This is a genomic window from Enterobacter sp. P82 (assembly GCF_037053385.1).
Classification (GTDB): domain Bacteria; phylum Pseudomonadota; class Gammaproteobacteria; order Enterobacterales; family Enterobacteriaceae; genus Enterobacter.
Genome location: NZ_JBALHX010000001.1, coordinates 2,300,714 through 2,321,643, shown reverse-complemented (window position 1 = coordinate 2,321,643; position 20,930 = coordinate 2,300,714). Strand labels below are relative to the sequence as shown.

General features: G+C 51.2%; 25 protein-coding genes. 6 read left to right on the top strand and 19 right to left on the bottom strand.

Annotated elements, in window-relative coordinates:
- Positions 1 to 26 precede the first annotated feature (26 nt).
- The 3 genes from uspG to rnk form a co-directional block, all read right to left on the bottom strand.
- On the bottom strand, positions 27 to 455 hold the full coding sequence (gene uspG / locus WB237_RS11130; protein WP_028019488.1) for a universal stress protein UspG: 429 nt from the start codon (positions 453 to 455) through the stop codon (positions 27 to 29).
- 127 nt (positions 456 to 582) lie between these two features.
- A complete protein-coding gene (yldA, locus tag WB237_RS11125; RefSeq protein WP_272910382.1) occupies positions 583 to 672 on the bottom strand; it encodes a small membrane protein YldA in 90 nt (29 codons plus the stop codon).
- A gap of 138 nt (positions 673 to 810) precedes the next feature.
- Complete coding sequence (rnk, locus tag WB237_RS11120) at positions 811 to 1,221, bottom strand: nucleoside diphosphate kinase regulator (RefSeq protein ID WP_028019487.1); 411 nt, start codon at positions 1,219 to 1,221, stop codon at positions 811 to 813.
- Positions 1,222 to 1,475: 254 nt separating this feature from the next.
- Between rnk and WB237_RS11115 the strand changes: the two genes are divergently transcribed.
- Positions 1,476 to 2,306, top strand: a complete 831-nt coding sequence (locus WB237_RS11115; protein WP_336212951.1) for an alpha/beta fold hydrolase — start codon at positions 1,476 to 1,478, stop codon at positions 2,304 to 2,306.
- 88 nt (positions 2,307 to 2,394) lie between these two features.
- Positions 2,395 to 3,012: a flavin reductase family protein gene (locus WB237_RS11110; RefSeq protein ID WP_336212950.1), complete on the top strand. Its 618-nt coding sequence runs from the start codon at positions 2,395 to 2,397 to the stop codon at positions 3,010 to 3,012.
- Here WB237_RS11110 and rna read toward each other — a convergent pair.
- Positions 3,006 to 3,815, bottom strand: coding sequence for a ribonuclease I (rna, locus tag WB237_RS11105; protein WP_336212948.1), 810 nt, complete (start codon positions 3,813 to 3,815; stop codon positions 3,006 to 3,008). The genes WB237_RS11110 and rna overlap by 7 nt on opposite strands.
- A 94-nt stretch (positions 3,816 to 3,909) precedes the next feature.
- On the bottom strand, positions 3,910 to 5,277 hold the full coding sequence (dcuC, locus tag WB237_RS11100) for an anaerobic C4-dicarboxylate transporter DcuC (protein WP_129996460.1): 1,368 nt from the start codon (positions 5,275 to 5,277) through the stop codon (positions 3,910 to 3,912).
- A gap of 391 nt (positions 5,278 to 5,668) precedes the next feature.
- Here dcuC and pagP point away from each other — a divergent pair, with 391 nt between their 5' ends.
- Positions 5,669 to 6,286, top strand: coding sequence for a lipid IV(A) palmitoyltransferase PagP (pagP, locus tag WB237_RS11095; protein ID WP_442892497.1), 618 nt, complete (start codon positions 5,669 to 5,671; stop codon positions 6,284 to 6,286).
- 190 nt (positions 6,287 to 6,476) lie between these two features.
- Positions 6,477 to 6,686: a transcription antiterminator/RNA stability regulator CspE gene (cspE, locus tag WB237_RS11090; RefSeq protein ID WP_002439184.1), complete on the top strand. Its 210-nt coding sequence runs from the start codon at positions 6,477 to 6,479 to the stop codon at positions 6,684 to 6,686.
- Positions 6,687 to 6,905: 219 nt separating this feature from the next.
- Here the strand turns inward: cspE and crcB are convergent, their stop codons facing one another.
- Positions 6,906 to 7,289 carry a fluoride efflux transporter CrcB gene (gene crcB, locus WB237_RS11085; protein WP_114980134.1) on the bottom strand — a complete coding sequence of 128 codons (384 nt, stop codon included), beginning with the start codon at positions 7,287 to 7,289 and terminating at the stop codon, positions 6,906 to 6,908.
- A gap of 67 nt (positions 7,290 to 7,356) precedes the next feature.
- Here crcB and WB237_RS11080 point away from each other — a divergent pair, with 67 nt between their 5' ends.
- A complete protein-coding gene (locus tag WB237_RS11080) occupies positions 7,357 to 8,145 on the top strand; it encodes a deaminated glutathione amidase (RefSeq protein WP_336212944.1) in 789 nt (262 codons plus the stop codon).
- A 125-nt stretch (positions 8,146 to 8,270) separates the two neighbouring features.
- Positions 8,271 to 8,474: a twin-arginine translocase subunit TatE gene (tatE, locus tag WB237_RS11075; protein ID WP_023310742.1), complete on the top strand. Its 204-nt coding sequence runs from the start codon at positions 8,271 to 8,273 to the stop codon at positions 8,472 to 8,474.
- A gap of 81 nt (positions 8,475 to 8,555) precedes the next feature.
- Here the strand turns inward: tatE and lipA are convergent, their stop codons facing one another.
- The 13 genes from lipA to lptE form a co-directional block, all read right to left on the bottom strand.
- On the bottom strand, positions 8,556 to 9,521 hold the full coding sequence (lipA, locus tag WB237_RS11070; protein WP_028019480.1) for a lipoyl synthase: 966 nt from the start codon (positions 9,519 to 9,521) through the stop codon (positions 8,556 to 8,558).
- 207 nt (positions 9,522 to 9,728) lie between these two features.
- Positions 9,729 to 10,682: a YbeF family transcriptional regulator gene (locus tag WB237_RS11065; RefSeq protein ID WP_236920001.1), complete on the bottom strand. Its 954-nt coding sequence runs from the start codon at positions 10,680 to 10,682 to the stop codon at positions 9,729 to 9,731.
- A 291-nt stretch (positions 10,683 to 10,973) separates the two neighbouring features.
- A complete protein-coding gene (gene lipB, locus WB237_RS11060) occupies positions 10,974 to 11,615 on the bottom strand; it encodes a lipoyl(octanoyl) transferase LipB (protein ID WP_336212940.1) in 642 nt (213 codons plus the stop codon).
- A 94-nt stretch (positions 11,616 to 11,709) separates the two neighbouring features.
- On the bottom strand, positions 11,710 to 11,973 hold the full coding sequence (ybeD, locus tag WB237_RS11055; protein WP_003858718.1) for a DUF493 family protein YbeD: 264 nt from the start codon (positions 11,971 to 11,973) through the stop codon (positions 11,710 to 11,712).
- 105 nt (positions 11,974 to 12,078) lie between these two features.
- On the bottom strand, positions 12,079 to 13,290 hold the full coding sequence (gene dacA / locus WB237_RS11050; RefSeq protein ID WP_028019477.1) for a D-alanyl-D-alanine carboxypeptidase DacA: 1,212 nt from the start codon (positions 13,288 to 13,290) through the stop codon (positions 12,079 to 12,081).
- Between the two features lie 139 nt (positions 13,291 to 13,429).
- Positions 13,430 to 14,542 carry an endolytic peptidoglycan transglycosylase RlpA gene (rlpA, locus tag WB237_RS11045; RefSeq protein WP_336212938.1) on the bottom strand — a complete coding sequence of 371 codons (1,113 nt, stop codon included), beginning with the start codon at positions 14,540 to 14,542 and terminating at the stop codon, positions 13,430 to 13,432.
- A 16-nt stretch (positions 14,543 to 14,558) separates the two neighbouring features.
- Positions 14,559 to 15,671 (bottom strand): peptidoglycan glycosyltransferase MrdB, encoded by a 1,113-nt coding sequence (mrdB, locus tag WB237_RS11040; RefSeq protein ID WP_014169118.1) that lies wholly within the window; start codon positions 15,669 to 15,671, stop codon positions 14,559 to 14,561.
- 2 nt (positions 15,672 to 15,673) lie between these two features.
- Positions 15,674 to 17,575 (bottom strand): peptidoglycan DD-transpeptidase MrdA, encoded by a 1,902-nt coding sequence (gene mrdA / locus WB237_RS11035; RefSeq protein ID WP_049007948.1) that lies wholly within the window; start codon positions 17,573 to 17,575, stop codon positions 15,674 to 15,676.
- Positions 17,576 to 17,604: 29 nt separating this feature from the next.
- Positions 17,605 to 18,072, bottom strand: coding sequence for a 23S rRNA (pseudouridine(1915)-N(3))-methyltransferase RlmH (gene rlmH, locus WB237_RS11030; protein WP_003858701.1), 468 nt, complete (start codon positions 18,070 to 18,072; stop codon positions 17,605 to 17,607).
- Between the two features lie 3 nt (positions 18,073 to 18,075).
- Positions 18,076 to 18,393: a ribosome silencing factor gene (rsfS, locus tag WB237_RS11025; RefSeq protein WP_003858696.1), complete on the bottom strand. Its 318-nt coding sequence runs from the start codon at positions 18,391 to 18,393 to the stop codon at positions 18,076 to 18,078.
- 269 nt (positions 18,394 to 18,662) lie between these two features.
- On the bottom strand, positions 18,663 to 19,328 hold the full coding sequence (gene nadD, locus WB237_RS11020; protein WP_336212933.1) for a nicotinate-nucleotide adenylyltransferase: 666 nt from the start codon (positions 19,326 to 19,328) through the stop codon (positions 18,663 to 18,665).
- The gene (holA, locus tag WB237_RS11015; RefSeq protein WP_114980141.1) at positions 19,321 to 20,352 is read right to left on the bottom strand and encodes a DNA polymerase III subunit delta; all 1,032 of its coding nucleotides are present in this window, start codon (positions 20,350 to 20,352) and stop codon (positions 19,321 to 19,323) included. The genes nadD and holA overlap by 8 nt, the downstream gene beginning before the upstream one ends.
- Positions 20,352 to 20,921, bottom strand: coding sequence for an LPS assembly lipoprotein LptE (lptE, locus tag WB237_RS11010; protein WP_336212930.1), 570 nt, complete (start codon positions 20,919 to 20,921; stop codon positions 20,352 to 20,354). Before lptE ends, holA begins: the two co-directional genes overlap by 1 nt.
- Positions 20,922 to 20,930: the final 9 nt, after the last annotated feature.

Sequence of the window (20,930 nt, the reverse complement as noted above, 5' to 3'; positions counted from 1 at the left end):
AGGCCACCCAAAGGTGGCCTCTTTTTTTATCTCACCACCATAACCGGAATATGCGTGTGACGGATCACGCTGGAGGCGTTTGATCCCAGTAGATGTGTGGTGATGGAAGGGTTGCGCGAACCAATGACCACCACGTCTGCTTTTAGTTCGCTTGCCAGTTCGTTAACGGCATCGCGCACGCTACCGAACCTGACATGGGTTTTGATGCGTGAAGGATCGATACTGAAATGGCTGGCCATGGTTTGCAGGCGATTTTCAGCTTCGTGCTGAAGATGCTCTTCGAAGCGACGCACATCAGCAGCAAAGCGGTGCAGGCTCAGGCTGGCGGAACCGGGCAATACGTGCAAAAGATGGATAACACCGTCCTTCTGCGCCAGAAACTCCGCATGGCGTACCGCTTTGTCGCTCAGCTCCATCTCAAAAACATCAACCGGCATAATGATTCTCTGATACATACCCGTTTCTCCTTGTTTATAAACGCTAAAACCATTCAAGCACAAAATGATTCCGGTTTCTGATAGCTGTCTGGCACTTTTTCAAGCCATGGAATATTTTACGTTTGAGAAGCAGGAGAAAAACGCGTTACCAGTAGCGCTCAAGATAGAGCACTGCCGTGACGATGATCGCCACAAAAATCAGAAAAATAAGTGTGATAGCCAGTATCTCACTCATGACCGTCCCCACGGCACCAAAACAGATTAAGCGTGGATTAAGGCCTTTTCGCGCGATATAAGCATTTCGGGTGAATTTGCGGAAAGAGGATGCGGCTGCATCCTCTGTGCAAAGCGGTGGGCGCTTGTTCAGAAGGGGTTAACGCAGGTAATCGCCTGCGGCTTCTGGCTGGTAGATCAGTGCCAGCACTTCCAGGTGGGTAGAGGTACCTCCCGGTAACTCCCAGTGGATGGTATCCCCTGTGCGCAGCCCCAACAGTGCGGCCCCCACTGGTGCCAGAACGGAAAGCTGTGTGCTGCTGTCTGTCATCTGTGCAGGGTAAACCAGCGTGCGGGTCAACTCTTCACCGGTAGTCAGATTGCGGAATTTTACCTGGCTGTTCATGGTGACGACGTCATGCGGCATAGACTCTGGCGTGCACATTTGCGCCCGGTCCAGCTCCTCGTTCAGGGCGTCAGCCACCGGAAGTGAGGCGAATTCTGCTTTTTCCAGCAGTCTGTCGATACGTTCTGCGTCGAGTTCATTGATGATAATTGTAGGTCTGGACATTTTTTACTCCATGTCGTTAATACTGCGTGTAACGCAGAAACCAATCCAAAAGAAAACCCTCGCCGTCTGGCAGCGAGGGTTTAACTCTCCCGATGATACTGGCAGAGCGTGCAAGTTTGAAGTGATGAAAGTCACATTCATGGCCCATATGAATTTTCGGCGAAAAACGTGATCCTTCGCAAATTTGCATTATCCTTTTTAAGCGCCCCTTACAGGCGACTATCCGCATTCAGTGTTCCTTAGCAGGAGATCTCATGAGCGATTACGATAAAATTACCTTGAAAGACGGTAGCTATTTGCATTTTAAAGACTGGGGTAGCGGGCAGCCGGTGGTGTTCAGCCACGGCTGGCCACTGACGGCAGATGCCTTTGAAGATCAGATGTTATACCTGGGGTCAAAAGGATTTCGCGTAATTGCGCACGACCGCCGCGGACATGGCCGTTCCGCGCAGCCATGGGACGGCCATAATATGGATCAGTACGCTGATGACCTGGCACAACTGACGGCGCATCTTAACCTGAAAGATGCTGTTCACGTGGGGCATTCCACAGGGGGAGGCGAAGTGGCGCGCTACATTGGTCGTCACGGTACGCAGCGCGTGGCCAAAGCGGTGCTGATTGGCGCCGTAACGCCGATTATGATCAAAACCGATTTCAACCCGAACGGGGTGCCGAAAGAGGTGTTTGATGGTATTCGGGAAGGTGTCGTCAACGATCGGGCGGCATTCTTCTATGAGCTGACCGCCGCGTTTTATGGCTACAACCGCCCGGGCGCGAAAGAGTCCAAAGCGGTGCGTGAAAGTTTTGTTGAGCAGGGGCTTCAGGGGTCAATCAAGGCGCTTTACGACTGTGTGAAAGCGTTTTCGGAAACGGACCTGCGTGAAGATCTGAAAAGGATGACTATTCCGACGCTGGTGATCCACGGTGATGATGACCAGATTGTCCCCATCGAGACCTGTGGTCGGGTAGCGGCGGAGAGCCTGCCAAATGCAGAGCTGAAAGTCTATGCCGGTGGCTCTCACGGTATTTGCACCACGCATAAGCACCAGATCAATGAAGATTTGCTGAAATTTATTCAGTCTTAATTCCTGGCGGATTGCGTTACGCTGAGCGTCCTGAACCAGGGCATTGAGCGAAACGTAATTCGTGTCTGCCCTCCATTGAGAGAGAACTATGTACTTCTACCAACCGTCTCAGGGACACGGCCTGCCGCATGACCCGCTGAACGCCATTATTGGCCCACGTCCGATTGGCTGGATCTCCTCCTGCGACCATGCTGGTCAGTTGAACCTCGCACCCTATAGCTTCTTTAACTGTTTTAACTATCGCCCGCCGATCATCGGGTTTTCCAGCAATGGCTGGAAGGACAGCGTACGTAATATTACTGAAACAAAAGAGTTTGTCTGGAACCTGGCGACGCGCGATTTAGCCGAAGCAATGAATGAAACCTCCGCCACACTTCCTCACGGGGAGGATGAATTTACCTTTGCCGGGTTGACGCCTGCGACCAGCCAGTTGGTGCGCGCGCCACGTGTGGCAGAAAGCCCGGTGAACTTTGAGTGTCGCCTGTCGCAGTGCATTCAGTTGACCGGGGCCGATGGTACGCCGGTAGACACCTGGCTGGTATTGGGAGAGGTGGTCGGTATTCACATTGCCGAAACGCTGCTGGAAGAGGGGATATACCAGACGGCGAAAGCGCAGCCCATCCTGCGTGCGGGTGGGCCGACGGCGTATTATGGCATCAGTGATGAAAACCGGTTTGATATGGTACGACCGGTAGTAAGTCAGTAACCCGCCTTATCAATGACGAATTGTGTTCCGCAGTTACCAGGGTGTGGCTGCGGTGCAAATGATGTCGCAGAAAGTGGGTTATTAATGGTGTCAGCCTTCAGCGAAATCTGCATTTCGGTCAGATAAGCTGGATTACCATTGCAGGTGAGCTTGAATGCTTTGATGTTCTCCTTGCTCCAGCTTTTGGCAACCGCGTTGTCAAAGTCGCTGCGATTAACGGTTTTACCGTAGTTATCTGCCAGGAATTTACCGACTGCGCTGTTTTTTATTTCCTGGTTCATTCGCACCATCGTGCCGAAATAGGCATCGGGATCAAAACCAAAGCAGACGCCATGTTTGGCATATTCGTAACGTTCCAGGCAGGAGTTACCACCGGCACCGGGCATCACGCTATTCAGCCTGGCAGCACCGGAAAGCGACAGTCCGGTCTCGGCGGCAGCGCATTTTCGGCTGGCTTTCGCTTCTGGCATGTTTGGAATAGGGCGCGTGGCGCAGCCAAAACGCATCCAGCGACGTTCATCCACGCCACGCGCGGCAATAGATTTCGGCAAACCAGGCCATAAGCCGTGAACGGTCAGAAAATCGGTTTTATTTTCGCGCTCTTTTTGCAGTCGGCATTCGTCAGGTTCGTTGCGGTTACGCTCGACCATGCTCTGACAAAACCCGGTTTGCCAGGATAGCGCCAGCACGTAGCGATCGAAATCACCATACTGTGTTGCCTTTAGTGGATCGGCCTGTGTGGAGAAGACACAAAGTGCCAGCGCCATTGCGCCAGACGGGATAACGATATCCTTCCTGAACATGTGATTTCCTGATCGAATGAACATGATTAATTTCTGGAAATGATTAAAGCACAAAAAGCGCCCGCAGGCGCTTTCTGGAAATAAGTAATTTAACTTAGGCTGCGCCGGGGACCAGGACTTCCGTGGCGATAATCACGATAATCAGGCCAACAATAACCGGCACGGAGGTGCGTTTTACCACTTCGAATGGCGAGATTTTTGCCATCCCGGCAACGGCAACGACGACGCCGGATACCGGTGAAATGGTACGACCCAGGTTTGACGCCTGCAGCATCGGAATGGAGAGATACGCAGGGTTAATACCGGAAGAGTGTGCCAGTTTCGGGATCATCTCAACGAAGGCGTAGAAAGGCGCATTACCGGAACCCGTGGTCATAGCCGCCAGCATGGTGAGCACGACCAGAACCAGCATCAGGATAATACTGGCGGAGCCGAATGAGGTGGCGATGGAGATCAGGCTCTGGATAAAGCCGATAGTGCTCAGCCCCTGAGCAAAGACGCCTGCTGCAACCAACAGCATGACAACGCCAGCAAACGCATCTGCCATACCGCGATATGCCACTTCCAGGCCAGAGAAGACTTTTTGTGTGTTAAAGCCGCGTACAAATTCCAGCACGGCAGCCAGCAGCATGCAGATGACCAGAATGGTAATGATGTGCAACTGAGGGCCCCATTTACCGTCAAAAATCAATACACCTATAATCGGCGTAAACGGCAGAATGGCGTAAAACGCTGGCGCTGTCGTGGTGATTTCACTCACATCCATCATTTCATGGCTGATGTTTTCTTTCTTATCGAGATAGCGTTGCCAGAAGAAATGCGCGATACCCATTCCCACAATTGCAACTATCGAGATCGGTAGCGTGGTTTTAAAGGCGAAGTCGATAAGCGACATTTCCGCTGCCTTTGCCGCCAGCACGACGTCGCCAGAGGTAGGGGAGAGAATAATAGCTGCAGGAGACGCGCAAATTGCCGCTGCCGCACCACGGCTAATACCGACGTTAACCATCACCGGGAACAGCGTGGCCATTAACAGCACGCCAAGTCCGGTTGCTGACGAAACGGCCAGTGACATCAGGCAGGCGAGGAAATAGGCTGCGACCATCAGCAGATACGGTGAGTTGATATATTGCAGGGGTTTCGAGGCAAGCTTAACGACCATGTCGTTGGCGCCAATATGAGTCATGTAGGCCGCAAAGCCGCACAGCATCATGATCATCATGCCCAGGTCGCCACCACGGCTCATGAGCAATATTTTAATGTATTCAACAATGTCGGTGGCGGTGTAACCCGTGCTGGTTGCGCTGGCTGGTAACACCTGATGGCCCATTATGGCACTGATAATCAGCAGTGTTAAACCACCGACAAATAAAACGCCGGTTGCCGAGTATCCCTTAATGATGTAGCGAGCGACACCAACAATGACGACGACCCCAATAAGGAGTTCGATTAACGTAAGCATGATTTCCCCTGTATCTCTGCTGCCGTGGAGCACAAATAATCAATAAAAAAGAAGGATGAAAATGTGCCGAATTAATGGTCTGTTCTTGCTGATTAAAATCAATAAATAGATGACTAAAGGGCAGAATGACAGTGTTTTGCCACGGCTCATACATTTATATCATGAGGGGCTTGACCCGCTGTAACACCGCCATATGCCCTAACAATGATAATGGAATGTTAATGTTTTGTGTATCCTGATGGGTTTGTGATTCAGAAAATTAAACCCCCTAAAGCCACACGATTGGTAAGCTTATTTGTATTGGCTGGTGGGTTATTTTAAGAATATTCCCACAAGGGTTCGAATAATTAGGAATAATACTGGTGCCGTTAAGCATTGGTTAAACTAATTTATGGTAAACTCTGCTTCGAATACTAAGAATGGTAATTGCATTGTGATCGTACGTAATACATTTTTCTCTCTTTTTCTGTTTATTTTTGGGCAGTTAACGTTCTCCTCTGTTGCACAGGCAGGGGACAACGCAAAAGATAAAGGCTGGTTCTCAACCTTTACGGATAATGTTTCGCAGACCTGGACCACGCCTGAACATTATGATCTCTATGTTCCGGCAATTACCTGGCATGCGCGTTTTGCTTATGACAAAGAGAAGACAGATAAATACAACGAGCGCCCGTGGGGAGCTGGTTTTGGTCAGTCGCGCTGGGATGAAAAGGGTAACTGGCATGGCATCTATTTGATGGCATTTAAAGATTCCTTTAACAAATGGGAACCGATTGGTGGCTATGGCTGGGAGAAAACCTGGCGTCCATTAGCGGACGAGAACTTCCACGTTGGCTTAGGTTATACCGCTGGATTGACTGCCCGTGATAACTGGAACTACATTCCGATTCCGGTGCTTCTGCCCCTGGCCTCCATTGGCTATGGCCCTGCAACGTTCCAGATGACCTACATTCCGGGTACGTATAACAACGGTAACGTTTACTTTGCCTGGATGCGTTTTCAGTTTTAACTGAAAAAACTTTACATTATGGTGAAAAAATGCGCAGTTGTTGATTCGTAAGCGATAAAAATCTGTCTGCGAAAATTAACGCGACTTTAGTCACTTTTTATCAAAGATCCGCTGGACAAAAGGTCCCACAATTGATGTACTGGTAACCGACACAGCATTTGTGTCGTTTTTTAATGTAAAGGTAATTTTGATGTCTAAGATTAAAGGTAACGTTAAGTGGTTTAATGAGTCCAAAGGATTCGGTTTCATTACTCCTGAAGATGGCAGCAAAGACGTGTTCGTACACTTCTCTGCAATCCAGTCTAATGGTTTCAAAACTCTGGCTGAAGGTCAGCGTGTAGAGTTCGAAATCACTAACGGTGCCAAAGGCCCTTCTGCTGCTAACGTAATCGCTCTGTAATTCAGGCGCGTCAGCAAGAATTTCAAAACCCGCTCATTGAGCGGGTTTTTTTCGTTTTGAATCAGCCAAGCAGATACATTTTCAGGAAGCTGGCAACGATCAGCACGCTTAACAACACCATTCCTGCGCTCATCAGACTCTGTTTCATTCTGTCACCCTCGTTCAGCACTGGAGCCAGAGTGACAGAGAAAAATTAAGGCAACATTAATGTTCTGGCGGTTAATGTGCGCTTGCGGAGGAAAATAGCCAAAATGCGATCCCCGTCATCGCAAAGGAGCCGAGCATGTTAATCGCGATATTCACTAATGCCCAGCCGATACGACCTTCCTGAAAGAGAAAAACGACTTCTGCTGAGAATGTCGAAAAGGTGGTTAAACCTCCGCAGAAACCCGTAGTGATCAACACCTTCCACATTGGGTCGATGTGCGTCATTCGGTTAAACCAGGCCAGTCCCATACCAATAATGAAAGCACCAATCAGGTTTGCGGCAAGCGTTCCCATGGGTATAGCCTGATGCAGGGGGTTAAACCGCATACTCAGAAACCATCGCGCAACGCTACCCGTTCCCCCACCAATAAAAACGGCTAAAAGTAGTTGTAACACGCTAAATACCTGCTATTTGATGTGTAAGAGTAGCGAGTTTAACGCTGTTTATGAGTAGGGGACAAATATGTATGTTGCGGTTGGACAGTTTGCGGTCACGCCTGACTGGCATGAAAATGCGAGTCAATGCGTTAACCTGATGATACAGGCCCGGCAGAAAGGAGCGTCTCTGTTGGTTCTCCCGGAGGCACTGCTGGCAAGGGATGATAATGATCCTGATCTGTCGGTGAAATCGGCGCAGCCGCTAAACGGTGGATTTTTACAGCAATTGCTGGCCCAGAGCGCAGGCAACGAGATGACCACCATTTTTACGGTGCATGTTCCCTCAACGCCGGGTCGTGCGGTGAATACGCTCGTGGCTATCCGTAGGGGGGCAATTGTCGCAAGCTATGCCAAACTTCATCTCTATGATGCGTTCAGCATTCAGGAATCACGGCTTGTTGATCCCGGTGGCTGTGTCCCGCCGCTACTGGATATTGACGGGTTTAAGGTTGGGTTGATGACTTGCTACGATTTACGTTTTCCGGAGCTGGCGCTCAATTTGGCGCTACAAGGGGCGGACATTCTGGTATTGCCTGCGGCATGGGTGAAAGGGCCGTTAAAAGAGCATCACTGGGGAACATTGCTTGCGGCGCGCGCACTTGATACCACTTGTTATGTCGTTGCCGCAGGGGAGTGCGGTAATAAAAACATCGGGCAAAGCAGGGTGGTCGATCCGCTGGGGGTGACGATTGCTGCTGCAGCGGAAACCTCTGTGTTGCTGGTCGCGGAGATTAATTTAGAACGGATTGCGCTTGCACGTCAGCAATTACCTGTTCTTCATAACCGCCGGTTTGCGCCACCGCAATTATTGTGATGTTTTTTTCAACAATGCTTGATTCACCTTGTTACAGATTGCTATTGTGTGCACGCGTCAAATGACCGTTAATACAATCAGGTTTTGGCGCTGAATGCAGCCTGTTTTAAGTAAAGAAGGTATCTATGGGTGAGATTAGTATTACCAAACTGCTGGTGGTTGCCGCACTGGTCGTCCTGCTGTTTGGTACCAAGAAGTTACGCACGCTGGGTGGTGACCTGGGGGCTGCCATCAAAGGCTTTAAGAAAGCAATGAACGACGATGATGCGGCAGCTAAGAAAAGCGCTGAGGATGACGTCCCGGCAGACAAGCTTTCTCACAAAGAGTGATAGCAATGCCTGAGGGCTTGCGAAAAAAAACCGGCTCATGAGGCCGGTTTTTTCGTATTACTGTAAATGAATATTACAGAATTATTTAACTTCTTCGCCTTTCGCCTGCATATCGGCATGGTATGAGGAGCGAACAAATGGGCCGCATGCTGCGTGGGTAAAGCCCATCGCCATCGCTTCGGCTTTCATCTCATCAAACTCGTCCGGGCTTACGTAGCGCTGTACCGGAAGGTGGTGGCGGCTTGGCTGCAGATATTGTCCCAACGTCAGCATAGTGACGCCGTGGCGACGCAGATCGCGCATTACCTCAATGATTTCATCATTGGTTTCACCCAGGCCAACCATCAGGCCAGACTTGGTTGGAATATGCGGATGCGCCTCTTTGAAGCGCTCAAGCAGCTTCAGGGACCAGTTATAATCTGCACCTGGACGTACCTGGCGGTAGATACGTGGTACGTTCTCCAGATTGTGGTTAAACACATCTGGCGGCGTCGCGGTCAGGATGTCCAGCGCACGGTCCATACGGCCGCGGAAGTCAGGAACCAGCGTCTCGATTTTGATGTTCGGGCTTTTCTCACGAATGGCAGTAATACAGTCAGCAAAGTGCTGAGCACCCCCATCTCGCAGATCGTCACGGTCAACAGATGTGATGACGACATAACGCAACGCCATATCGGCAATGGTCTGCGCCAGTTTTTGGGGTTCGTTAGCATCGGGTGCGACTGGACGGCCATGAGCAACATCGCAGAACGGGCAGCGGCGGGTACAGATGGCACCCAGAATCATAAACGTCGCGGTGCCGTGATTGAAACATTCAGCAAGGTTCGGACAAGAGGCTTCTTCACAGACGGAGTGAAGACCATTCTTGCGCATTGCCGCTTTGATCCCCTGGATACGCGAAGAGTCGGCCGGAAGTTTGATTTTCATCCATTCCGGTTTTCTTAACAGCGCCTCGCGCTCTGTAGCCACGTTTTTAACCGGGATAAGGGCCATTTTATCGGCATCGCGGTATTTAACACCGCGTTCCATCACAATGGGTTTACTCATAGCGTGCGTGTTCCAGTTGCGAATATCGAAGGAAAGCGTTTCAATTCAAGGGAATGTTGTATTTATCAACTATTTTTGAACGAACGACAGGCAGTATATCATTGAAACGGTCGTTAAAGCAGCCTGCCAGGTCGCCAATTTGTAAAATAGTTGTTGTTTTGTGCCTTTTGCCCTGCCTGTAGCAGGGTCTTGTGCTGGCTAAATCTGTCAGAAGGCCTGACGGATAATGCGGATGACGTTTTCCAGTACCGGGTCGCGCAAACTCAGTTTGTTGTAATGCAGTGAAATCTCGATAGATTCCGCATTGAGTTGACTGAGGGGAATGCTTTCCAGCGGCCAGCATTTTCGCAGCAGGTTGTACAGGCGCGAAGGCATGATACAGAGCATGTCACTGCTGCCAATCAGGGATGCGGTGGTAAACATATTGTAGCTGCTGAAGCTAATCTGACGTTCCGGGAAGATTTCATCAATCCGCTGGCGCAGAGCGTGATTAGACTGCCCTTCGGTCATGAATGATGAATGATCATAGTTGCGCAAGTTTTCAATGGTTAAAGGCTCGCTGAGAGCAGGGTGCTGCTGGCGGCAAACCAGAACCAGGTTATCTGCATAAAGCACATTTTGCCCCAGGGCTCTGGCGTTGAAACTGCCGCTTTCAATAATCAGATCCGTCTGAAACTGGGCAAGCTGAATGTCAGGTTCGTTGAGAGGCACATTGCGTAGCAGGAGCTGCGGAGCATGCTCTTTGACGGTCTGAAAGATTGCAGGCATCACCAGTACACCCACAGAAGGGGAACAGCCGATGGTGATGGTTCTCTGCTTATCGTAGCTCCCGGTTAAATCCAGTGCGCCCAGGATAGACTCCAGCCCCTGGCTGATGTACTCGTGGAGATGTGTGGCGTAAGCCGTCGGTGTTACCCCCTGGCCCTTACGGATAAATAACGGGTCAGGAAATATAGCGCGTAGCTTTTGGATTGACTGACTTATTGCTGATGGCGTGAGATTAAGAATTTTCGCAGCATTAACGATACCCTTATGGACATATACTGCCTCAAAAATAGTCAGTAAATTGAGATCAATATTACGTAAAGTCCGAAAAATTTGCGGCTTGTCTTCGCCACCAGGGTCATTCAGGCGTTTAGCTGGTAAATTAGTAGACTCCACGCTTTTACTCCGTATGCATTCACATTATGAATGATAGTTGAATTTATTTATTATGCCTGTAGAGATTCGTAAAGTGTTGGTTTTGTTTCACTTGTATATCAAAAACAAACAGTTGTGTGATTATCACTCAAGTTACTTAGATCCTGCGTGTTGCGCTTACTGGAGGCTAAATAATATGTAACGGTAATATTCGGGCGCTTCGAAAATATAGAATCTGTAGATTATTGTAAAGCGTAAAAGCGGTAAATAAACACTGGCCCGTCAAATTATCGAGCCATGTTGTATAATATATTAAGCAGGGATATATTCGTGCGGGGGATTGTTAAGTAACGCTAACATGTGCTTCAAAAGCACAGGACGAATATTTTCTGGCGCAGCCGTGTCGACCCACTGGCGCATTTGTGTCATTTCCATACCAGCGTAGCCACAGGGGTTTATGCGCTGGAAAGGCGTAAGATCCATATTAATATTCAGCGCCAGACCGTGAAATGAACAACCTTTTCGAATACGCAGCCCCAGAGAGCAGATCTTCATTTCGCCGACATAGACACCAGGTGCATCGGCGCGCGGGTGAGCGTCAATGTCATATTCCGCCAGCGTGTTGACGACAGTTTGTTCCAGTAAGGTAACCAGTTCACGCACACCCAGTTTTCTGCGCTTCAGATTAAGCAGGACGTACATCACCTGTTGCCCGGGTCCGTGGTAAGTCACCTGCCCGCCGCGGTCGCTCTGAATAACCGGGATATCACCCGTCATTAATAAATGTTCCGCTTTTCCCACCTGGCCCTGTGTAAAGACTGGCAGGTGTTCGACCAGCCAGATCTCATCAGGGGTTGTATCATCACGTGAATCCGTGAAGTCATGCATAGCCTGGGAGACAGGCTCATAAGGTTGCAGCCCGAGGTGACGGACCAGAATTTTATCCTGATACAAAACGGCGTCTCCGAAGACGAAGGACATAAGATGAGGGGGAGTATATCACAGCGGGGAGAGGGGTTACCCGGCAAACCGGGTAACCGCAAAGGGACTACAGCACCATACGAACAATTTCGATATTGCCGAGTTCTTCGTACAGCGTCTCAACCTGCTCAATGTGAGTCGCAGTGATGGTAATAGAAACCGAGTGGTAGTTGCCCTTGCTGCTTGGTTTTACTGACGGAGAGTAGTCACCGGGCGCATGGCGCTGTACCACTTCAACCACCTGATCAACCAGCTCAGGTTTCGCCAGACCCATTACTTTGTAGGTAAACGGGGTAGGGAATTCAAGCAGTTCGTTAAGTTTGGTTTTCATGTCAGCTCCGGCGTAACGTCAAAAAGAATAACTCCCACGTCAGGTGGGAGTTATCAGGATACTTAGTATATGGGGATCAAAATCACACTTTCAAGTGTTCAATTTTTAACCAAACCAGTGATGGAACATCAATTTAATGTAATCAATGATTTTGCCGAAGAAATTGCCTTCAGGAATTTCTTGCAGAACAACCAGTGGACGCTGATCGATAGTCTTGCCATCCAGCTGGAAGTTGATCGTGCCCACCACCTGGTTTTTCTGCAGTGGGGCATGCAGTTCGGTGCTGTTCAGCACATAGCTGGCTTTCAGATCTTTCATTCGACCGCGTGGAATGGTCAGGTACAGGTCTTTATCAACGCCGAGGGAGGCACGGTCGTTATCGCCAAACCAGACAGGTTCAGAAGCAAACTCTTTACCTGCTTTCAGTGGGTTTACGGTTTCGAAGAAACGGAAGCCCCAGGTCAGCAGTTTTTTGCTTTCTGTTTCACGGCCTTTAAAGGTGCGACCGCCCATCACGGCGGAGATCAGGCGCATCTGGCCTTCTGTCGCAGAGGCCACCAGGTTGTAACCGGCTTTGTCGGTGTGACCGGTTTTGATGCCGTCAACGTTCAGGCTGTTATCCCACAGCAAACCGTTACGGTTGGTCTGACGAATACCGTTGAAGGTGAACTCTTTCTCTTTATAGATGGAGTACTCATTAGGTACGTCGCGGATCAGTGCCTGGCCAATCAGCGCCATATCACGTGCGGAGCTGTACTGGCCATCGGCATCCAGGCCATGCACGGTCTGGAAATGGCTGTTTTTCAGACCCAGCGCGGTAACATAGCTGTTCATCAGACCTACGAAGGCATCCTGACTACCGGCGGCGAAATCGGCCATGGCTACGCAGGCATCGTTACCAGACTGCAGGTTGATACCACGGATCAACTGAGAAACAGGAACCTGCATACCTGGTTTCAGGAACATCAGCGAGGAACCTTTGAAAACAGGGTTCCCGGTTGCCCACGCATCGTTACCGATGGTGACCAGGTCTGATTCTTTGAATTTACCTGCTTTCATCGCCTGGCCGATAACGTAGCTGGTCATCATTTTGGTCAGGCTAGCCGGGTCACGGCGAGCATCGGCGTTCTGTTCCGCCAGCACTTTGCCAGAGTTGTAGTCGATCAGGATGTAGGATTCAGCATCAATTTGCGGAACGCCAGGGATCATGGTCTTGATATTCAGGTCATCGGCGTGAGCTGCAGAGAGTGCAGTAGCGCAAAGGGCCGTGGTCAGCGCCATGCGCTGCACAAAACGAGCGGAAAAAGTGGTCTTCATGGTCAGAACTACGACATCCGTGATGGAATTAAAAAAAGTGCCCTACTATAGCAAATGCTATTCAGGCAGGCATCCGACTTTAAGCATGAGTTTGTGAATGTGTTTTACACTAACTGACAATTCGGATACCGCCGGTTCATTATTTCGCAACAGCGATAAATGACTGAAGTTGAGCTTCATTCTGCAGACGCTGCTGCAAGGACGCTGCCTGCGATTTGCTGGCAAACGGCCCCATTTGAATACGCCAGACCGCGCCATTCTGCTCAACGCGTCCTGGTACGCCAAACTGCTGGCTCAGACGCTGCTGATACTGTTTGGCTCGGGCCTGATCGCTCACTGCACCTACCTGAACCACATAACTGCCACTGGCCGCTGCTGGAGCAGCAACTGGCGCACTTTGCGTCACGGCTGGGGCTGTTACAGGAGCTGGCTGTGTAGCCGGAGCGGTAACAGGAGCGGGTGCTGGTGTAGGTTCACTGCCTTCCAGCACGCCTGCAGCTAAGGTCGTTGGTGCGCCAAGGAAGCCGCTACTCTTTACCGGTGCGCCGGTCGAGTCATCGCTTTGCAGGGTATCATTGCTGATGGCGCGGATCTCCCCACCTGGCTGAGCAGGCTCTGCCGGTGAAGATACGCTCCCCATTCCACCGTCCAGATTCGGGCGGTCAGGAAGGGCATAAGTCTGCTTTGCCACCGTGGTACATGCTGTACCTGGGCCGGACAGCGAACCATCCTGCGCCACAATAATCGGATCAATACGGACTTTGGTATTGTTTGAAGTGTTCAGGCGGTCAGCGGATGCGCGGGACAGAGAGATCACCCGGTCATTACCGTACGGGCCGCGATCGTTAATTTTCACGACGATCATTCGCCCATTCGCCAGGTTCGTTATACGCGCATAACTTGGGATCGGCAGCGTCGGGTGCGCAGCCGTAAGCTGCATTGGGTCGAAAGCTTCGCCCGATGCGGTCAGGTTACTACCGGGTTCAGCATCATAAATGGCGGCAAAACCTGCCTGGCTGAAACGAGAAGGATCCTGAACAATTTTGTAGCTTTTGCCGTCGCGCTCGTAATCCTGATTCGCGCTGGCATTTAGCGGTTCATAAACGGGATCGGCACCGCTGATTTCAACGATCGGGCCATTACAAACCGCAGGCTGCGGTGGCGCGACGGTTGCCTGTTGCTGACCATCATCACTTGTGCAGGCCGCAAGTAAACTTGCCGCGATGCAGATCCCCAGCCACTGCTTACGCATTCCGAACCCCTTATTTTTATACGCTTTTTGACAACATTTTTCTGTGGGTATGGATCGACATCACGATACCAAACCCGGCCATCAACACGATCAGTGCCGAGCCTCCGTAACTCACCAGCGGCAGCGGTACGCCTACTACTGGCAGAATACCACTCACCATACCAATATTTACGAAGACATAAACGAATAAAATCAACATTAACCCGCCAGCCATGACGCGACCAAAGGTGGTTTGCGCCCGAGCGGCAATCCACAATCCGCGCATGATTAGCAGCACGTAGAGTGCCAGCAATATTAAGATGCCTACCAGCCCCAGCTCTTCCGCCAGTACCGCAAAGATAAAGTCAGTGTGGCGTTCCGGTAAAAATTCTAGCTGAGACTGAGTACCGTGTAGCCAGCCTTTACCGCGCAGACCACCAGAGCCAATTGCAATCTTGGACTGAATAATATGATAGCCCGCACCCAGCGGATCGGTTTCTGGATCGAGCAACATCATTACGCGCTGGCGCTGGTAATCATGCATCAGGAAGAACCAGAGAATAGGAATGAAAGCCGCAACCAGTACCACTGCGATACCAATCAGACGCCAGCTTAAGCCAGACAGGAAGAGAACAAACAGGCCGGAGAGGGCGATTAAGATTGAGGTGCCAAGGTCAGGCTGCGCGGCAACCAGCAGTGTCGGCAGGAAAATCAGCACCAGCGCGATGGCGGTATTTTTTAGCGACGGTGGGCAGACGTCACGGTTGATAAAACGTGCCACCATCAATGGAACGGCAATTTTGGCAATTTCAGAAGGCTGGAAGCGAACCACACCAAGATCCAGCCAGCGCTGTGCCCCTTTAGAGATAGCGCCGAAGGCGTCAACCGCAACCAGCAACACAATACAGAATATATACAGATACGGCGCCCAGCCTTCATAGACGCGCGGCGGGATCTGCGCCATGACCACCATAATGACCAGACCCATCGCGATCTGGCCGATTTTGCGCTCCATCATGCCGATGTCCTGGCCACTGGCACTCCAGATAACCAGGGCGCTGTAAACCAGCAGAGCCAGCAGGATCAGCAGCATGGCTGGGTCGATGTGGATTTTATCCCACAGCGATTTCTTATTTGGATTATCCGTCATGATTATTGATCCTCCGCCGCAGCGGCGGCCGGGTTTTCAGCCGGCAGTTCGGTGTTGTTATCACCCAGCATAATGTGGTCAAGGATCTGGCGCATGATGGTCCCTACTGCAGGCCCGGCACCGCCGTTCTCCAGAATCATCGCCACCGCCACCTGCGGGTTATCATAAGGGGCAAATGCCGTCATCAGTTTATGGTCACGCAGTCGTTCGGCAATGCGGTGCGCGTTATAGGTTTCATTGGCTTTCAGACCAAACACCTGTGCAGTACCTGATTTCGCGGCCACTTTATACGGCGTACCAGCGAAATACTTATGCGCGGTACCGTTCGGGCGGTTTGCTACGCCGTACATACCGTCTTTAGCGATTTCCCAGAAGCCGGAATGAATATCCCCCACAGGCGCTTCATGCGGCTGGTTCCAGGGTACTTTTTTACCGTCTTCAACCGTACTCAGTAGCAGGTGTGGAACTTTCACGACACCGTCATTGATGAGGATCATCATGGCTTTGTTCATCTGAAGCGGTGTTGCTGTCCAGTAACCCTGTCCGATACCCACCGGAATGGTATCGCCCTGGTACCATGGTTTTTTAAAGCGTTTCAGCTTCCATTCACGCGTTGGCATATTACCGGAACGTTCTTCTGCAAGGTCAACACCGGTGTAGTGCCCGTAACCGAATTTGCTCATCCACTCTGAAAGGCGGTCGATCCCCATGTCATACGCCACCTGATAGAAGAAGGTATCCGCAGATTCCTCCAGCGATTTGGTGACGTTCAGATGACCATGGCCCCATTTTTTCCAGTCACGGTAACGTTTTTCAGAACCAGGCAACTGCCACCAGCCTGGGTCGAACAGGCTGGTATTACGATTGATAACACCGGCACTCAATGCAGAAACCGCCACGTACGGTTTAACCGTTGACGCTGGCGGGTAAACACCCTGTGTCGCGCGGTTCACCAGCGGCGTATTAGGGTCATTCAGCAGACCGGAATAGTCCTTACTGGAGATGCCGTCGACAAACAGGTTCGGGTCATAACTTGGCATTGAAACCATTGCCAGGATGCCACCGGTACGCGGATCGGTGACCACAACGGCTGCACGGCTGCCTGCCAGAAGGGTTTCAATATACTGCTGAAGTTTAAGATCGAGCGTCAGATAGACATCATGTCCTGCCTGAGGCGGCACTTCTTTAAGCTGGCGAATAACGCGGCCACGGTTATTAACCTCAACCTCTTCATAGCCAGTCTGTCCGTGCAGAACATCTTCGTAATAACGTTCAATCCCCAGCTTACCGATATCGTGCGTCGCGGCGTAGTTCGCCAGTTTGCCGTCTTTATCGAGACGATCGACGTCTTTATCGTTAATTTTGGAAACGTAGCCAATAACATGCGTCAGCGCAGAGCCATAAGGGTAGTAGCGACGCTTATAACCCTTCACTTCCACGCCGGGGAAACGGTACTGGTTTACCGCAAAGCGGGCAACCTGGACTTCCGTCAGATTGGTTTTTACCGGAATGGAGGTGAAACGGTGAGAGCGGGCACGTTCTTTTTTGAAAGCGGCGATATCGTCATCGTTAAGATCGACAACGCTTCTTAGCGCTTCCAGCGTATCCTGAACATTATCGACCTTTTCCGGCATCATCTCTATTTGATAGATGGTGCGGTTTAATGCCAGCGGGGTGCCATTACGGTCGTAAATGATGCCGCGGCTGGGTGCGATCGGCACCAGCTTAATGCGGTTTTCGTTTGAACGCGTCTGGTAATCGGTAAAGCGGACAATTTGCAGATTATAAAGGTTGGCGATCAGCACGCCGGTAAGCAGCAAAATCCCCGTAAAGGCGACCAGCGCCCGGCGCACAAACAGCGCGGACTCAGCCGTATAGTCGCGAAAAGAATTCTGTAGTTTCATCCGCTGCTTAATCTACCCTGGTCAAGTCACTATTCGCGGTGATAGGGGTGGTTGGTCGTAATGCTCCACGCGCGATACAGGCTTTCTGCCACCAGTACCCGAACGAGCGGATGGGGAAGCGTCAGCGCGGAGAGAGACCAACTTTGTTCTGCTGCCGCTTTGCAGGCAGGGGATAACCCTTCAGGCCCGCCAATCAACAGACTGACGTCACGGCCATCCTGCTTCCAGCGCTCCAGTTCGTGCGCCAGCTGCGGCGTATCCCAGGGTTTTCCTGGAATATCGAGGGTGACGATGCGGTTTTTGCCTGCGGCAGCCAGCATCAGTTCGCCCTCTTTATCAAGAATACGTTTGATATCGGCGTTCTTGCCGCGCTTTCCGGCGGGGATTTCCACCAGTTCGAACGGCATGTCTTTTGGGAAACGACGCAGATACTCAGTAAAACCGGTTTGTACCCAGTCCGGCATTTTGGTGCCGACGGCGACCAGTTGCAACTTCACGCATTAACCCCAGAGTTTTTCCAGCTCATACAGGCGACGGCTCTCTTCCTGCATGACATGGACAATCACATCGCCGAGGTCGACAACCACCCAGTCAGCTGTCGCTTCACCTTCAACACCAAGCGGCAACAGCCCTGCTGCACGTGATTCCTGAACCACGTGATCGGCAATCGAAACAACATGACGCGTAGAAGTACCGGTGCAGATAATCATGCAGTCAGTAATACTGGATTTACCCTTAACGTCGATAGCGATGATGTCCTGACCTTTCAGGTCATCAATTTTGTCAATAACAAAATCCTGGAGTGCTTTACCCTGCAAGTTTTCCCCCTGGGGTGAACGAGATTGTATAACTATGAATTCGTGGCCAGACAGTATACCTGAACTAGCGCCTGTGTCGGGACAAATGTCTCCGGCCGGGCTTTTGAAGGCGGGTATCATCCCACCCTCCGCCTGAGATTGCATCGCCATTTTTGTAAAACAATTTCTGTAAAGCAATGATCGGCGGGAAAGTCTGGCAGCGGAGGATAACAGTATGGCTTACTCTGTCAAGGCAGGATAATCAATAAGCCACTTTTTATGGCCCCGGGTCAGGCATCTGCACTTTTCTGATACAACCCATGTGCATGAATATACGCCAGCACCGATGCGGGCAGCAGATCGTCACACGCTAAACCGTGTTGCAAACGCTCGCGAATGAGAGTCGCAGAGATATCGAACCATGGTGTTTCTGCCAGATAAATTTTCCCGGCAGGCTGATTGTGGAGATCTTCAACATTATCGGTGAGATGGTCTTCCAGCCATTGCTGATACTGCTCTTCGCGCATCGTCAGCGGATAACCCGGACGGCGGCAGACAAGCAGGTGGCTGTTCTCCAGAATGGTTTCATACTGATGCCATGTGGGAAGATTTAGCAGTGAATCCTGGCCAATAATGAAGGCCAGCGGCTTGTCAGGGCCTTGTTCAGTCCGCCACTCCAGCAGCGTCTGTGACGTCCAGGAGGGAGTATCGCGACGTAGCTCCCGTTCATCAAGTTTGAAAAGCGGTTTATCCGCAATGGCCAGGGCCAGCATCTCTTTGCGTTGCTCGCTGGTCGCCTCAGGCTGGGGACGGTGTGGCGGAACATTATTGGGCATAATGGTGACGCGCTGAAGCCCGATCAGATTCGCCAGAATTTCGACTGGCTTCAGATGCCCGTAATGTACCGGGTCGAAGGTGCCACCATACAGGGCCTGTAAAGAATGCATGCTATCCATCAATAAATACGTCTGCGAGCGCCTTGTGGCAGAGCAGCAGAGAAAGGCTTTCCAGCTCTGCCCAGACCGACTGGCCGTAATCTTGTTTTAACGTAAGCTCTGCGCGCATCAACAACTGCACGGCCTGACGAAGCTGCTCATGGCTCAGGCGGTTGATTGCCTCAGTGGTCAAAGCCCTGCGATTTTGCCATACGCGATGTTTATCAAACAGCGATCTTAACGGAGTATTGGCCGACTGACGCTTGAGGGTAATCAACAGAAGCAATTCGCGCTGCAGCGTGCGCAGCAAAATGACGGGTTCGCTGCCTTCAAGCCGTAGTTGCTGTAAAATATGTAGGGCGCGTTTGCTCTTAGCCGACAGCAAGGCATCCACCCAATGGAATGGCGTAAAGTGCGCCGCATCGTTAACGGCCTGCTCTACGCGTGGCAAAGTCAGTTTGCCGTCTGGCCACAGCAAGGAGAGCCTGTCCAGTGCCTGTGCCAGAGCCAGCAGGTTCCCTTCATAGCAGTAGCAAAGCAATTGATTCGCTGCGTCATCCAACTGAAGGTTATGCTGTTTTGCGCGCGCGGCGACCCACTTTGGCAGATGTGCCTGTTCAGGCGTCTGGCAGCTGACCAGTACTGCGTGAGTCGCCAGTTGGGTAACCCATGCAGCGTTTTCTTGCGCTTTGGTAAGCTTGTTGCCACGTACAATTAGCAGCAGATCGCTATGCAACAGGCTAACCAGCGTAGCCAACTGTTCATTGATCGCCGCGTTTGGGCCATTTTCCGGAAGCAGGATCTGGATCGTCTGGCGCGACGCGAACAGGCTCATCGCCTGACATAGGGAGAAGATAGCATTCCAGTCGGTACTGTTATCCACCTGGAACGTGTGATGTTCATCAAAGCCCTGAGTCGCTGCCACATGGCGAACGGCATCAAGACTTTCCTGAAGTAAAAGCGGATCGTTTCCGAGCAGCAGATACGCCGCGCGCAGCCCTTCATTGAGCTGCGCGCGGAGTTGTTCAGGATACAACCTGATCATCAGTTACCCATCGACGTTGAAACTGTCGGCGCGTCTGCATCAGGTTTTTCGATGATGTCAGAGCCTTGTTTGTTCGACGCGGCAATACTTGGCAGTTTACGGATCAACTGTTCCGCTGCCTTGTCATACATTTCGTTGATGATAATCTGCTGTTCAGCATCTTTTGCCAGCGCCGTCTGCGGGTTATCAAAGAAAGAACGATAGACTTTCGTGCTGATCGGGTAGATGTCTTTACCCGGGATCAGAACTGCTGCGCTGACCGTCAGCACCATCTGATATTCAGCAGTACGACCATCCTGGAAGATAGAGGCTGTATCTTTCGACAATCCACTTCCTGTAACACGCAGAGACGGTACATCCTGGCGAAGTGTTCCTTTTTCAACAAGCTCAACGCCATTCAGACGTAGCTGATTACGGATCGCCCGGCTGAGTGGCCCATTCGGATCCGAGGAGTCGAAAATCATCGTTTTCATCTGAGCAGGCACCGCCGTGGTATTGCGCAGGTGCCAGCCACAGCCAGCGGTGACAAGCACCGCCAGAGATAAGAGTATTGTTGCCAGTTGTCGCACGTTTCCTCC

Excerpts from the sequence above, each read along its gene's own strand:
- uspG (WP_028019488.1), bottom strand. The coding sequence starts at position 455 with ATGTATCAGAGAATCATTATGCCGGTTGATGTTTTTGAGATGGAGCTG.
- yldA (WP_272910382.1), bottom strand. The coding sequence starts at position 672 with ATGAGTGAGATACTGGCTATCACACTTATTTTTCTGATTTTTGTGGCG.
- rnk (WP_028019487.1), bottom strand. The coding sequence starts at position 1,221 with ATGTCCAGACCTACAATTATCATCAATGAACTCGACGCAGAACGTATC.
- WB237_RS11115 (WP_336212951.1), top strand. The coding sequence starts at position 1,476 with ATGAGCGATTACGATAAAATTACCTTGAAAGACGGTAGCTATTTGCAT.
- WB237_RS11110 (WP_336212950.1), top strand. The coding sequence starts at position 2,395 with ATGTACTTCTACCAACCGTCTCAGGGACACGGCCTGCCGCATGACCCG.
- rna (WP_336212948.1), bottom strand. The coding sequence starts at position 3,815 with ATGTTCAGGAAGGATATCGTTATCCCGTCTGGCGCAATGGCGCTGGCA.
- dcuC (WP_129996460.1), bottom strand. The coding sequence starts at position 5,277 with ATGCTTACGTTAATCGAACTCCTTATTGGGGTCGTCGTCATTGTTGGT.
- pagP (WP_442892497.1), top strand. The coding sequence starts at position 5,669 with ATGGTAAACTCTGCTTCGAATACTAAGAATGGTAATTGCATTGTGATC.
- cspE (WP_002439184.1), top strand. The coding sequence starts at position 6,477 with ATGTCTAAGATTAAAGGTAACGTTAAGTGGTTTAATGAGTCCAAAGGA.
- WB237_RS11080 (WP_336212944.1), top strand. The coding sequence starts at position 7,357 with ATGTATGTTGCGGTTGGACAGTTTGCGGTCACGCCTGACTGGCATGAA.
- tatE (WP_023310742.1), top strand. The coding sequence starts at position 8,271 with ATGGGTGAGATTAGTATTACCAAACTGCTGGTGGTTGCCGCACTGGTC.
- lipA (WP_028019480.1), bottom strand. The coding sequence starts at position 9,521 with ATGAGTAAACCCATTGTGATGGAACGCGGTGTTAAATACCGCGATGCC.
- ybeD (WP_003858718.1), bottom strand. The coding sequence starts at position 11,973 with ATGAAAACCAAACTTAACGAACTGCTTGAATTCCCTACCCCGTTTACC.
- dacA (WP_028019477.1), bottom strand. The coding sequence starts at position 13,290 with ATGAAGACCACTTTTTCCGCTCGTTTTGTGCAGCGCATGGCGCTGACC.
- rlpA (WP_336212938.1), bottom strand. The coding sequence starts at position 14,542 with ATGCGTAAGCAGTGGCTGGGGATCTGCATCGCGGCAAGTTTACTTGCG.
- mrdB (WP_014169118.1), bottom strand. The coding sequence starts at position 15,671 with ATGACGGATAATCCAAATAAGAAATCGCTGTGGGATAAAATCCACATC.
- mrdA (WP_049007948.1), bottom strand. The coding sequence starts at position 17,575 with ATGAAACTACAGAATTCTTTTCGCGACTATACGGCTGAGTCCGCGCTG.
- nadD (WP_336212933.1), bottom strand. The coding sequence starts at position 19,328 with ATGGATAGCATGCATTCTTTACAGGCCCTGTATGGTGGCACCTTCGAC.
- holA (WP_114980141.1), bottom strand. The coding sequence starts at position 20,352 with ATGATCAGGTTGTATCCTGAACAACTCCGCGCGCAGCTCAATGAAGGG.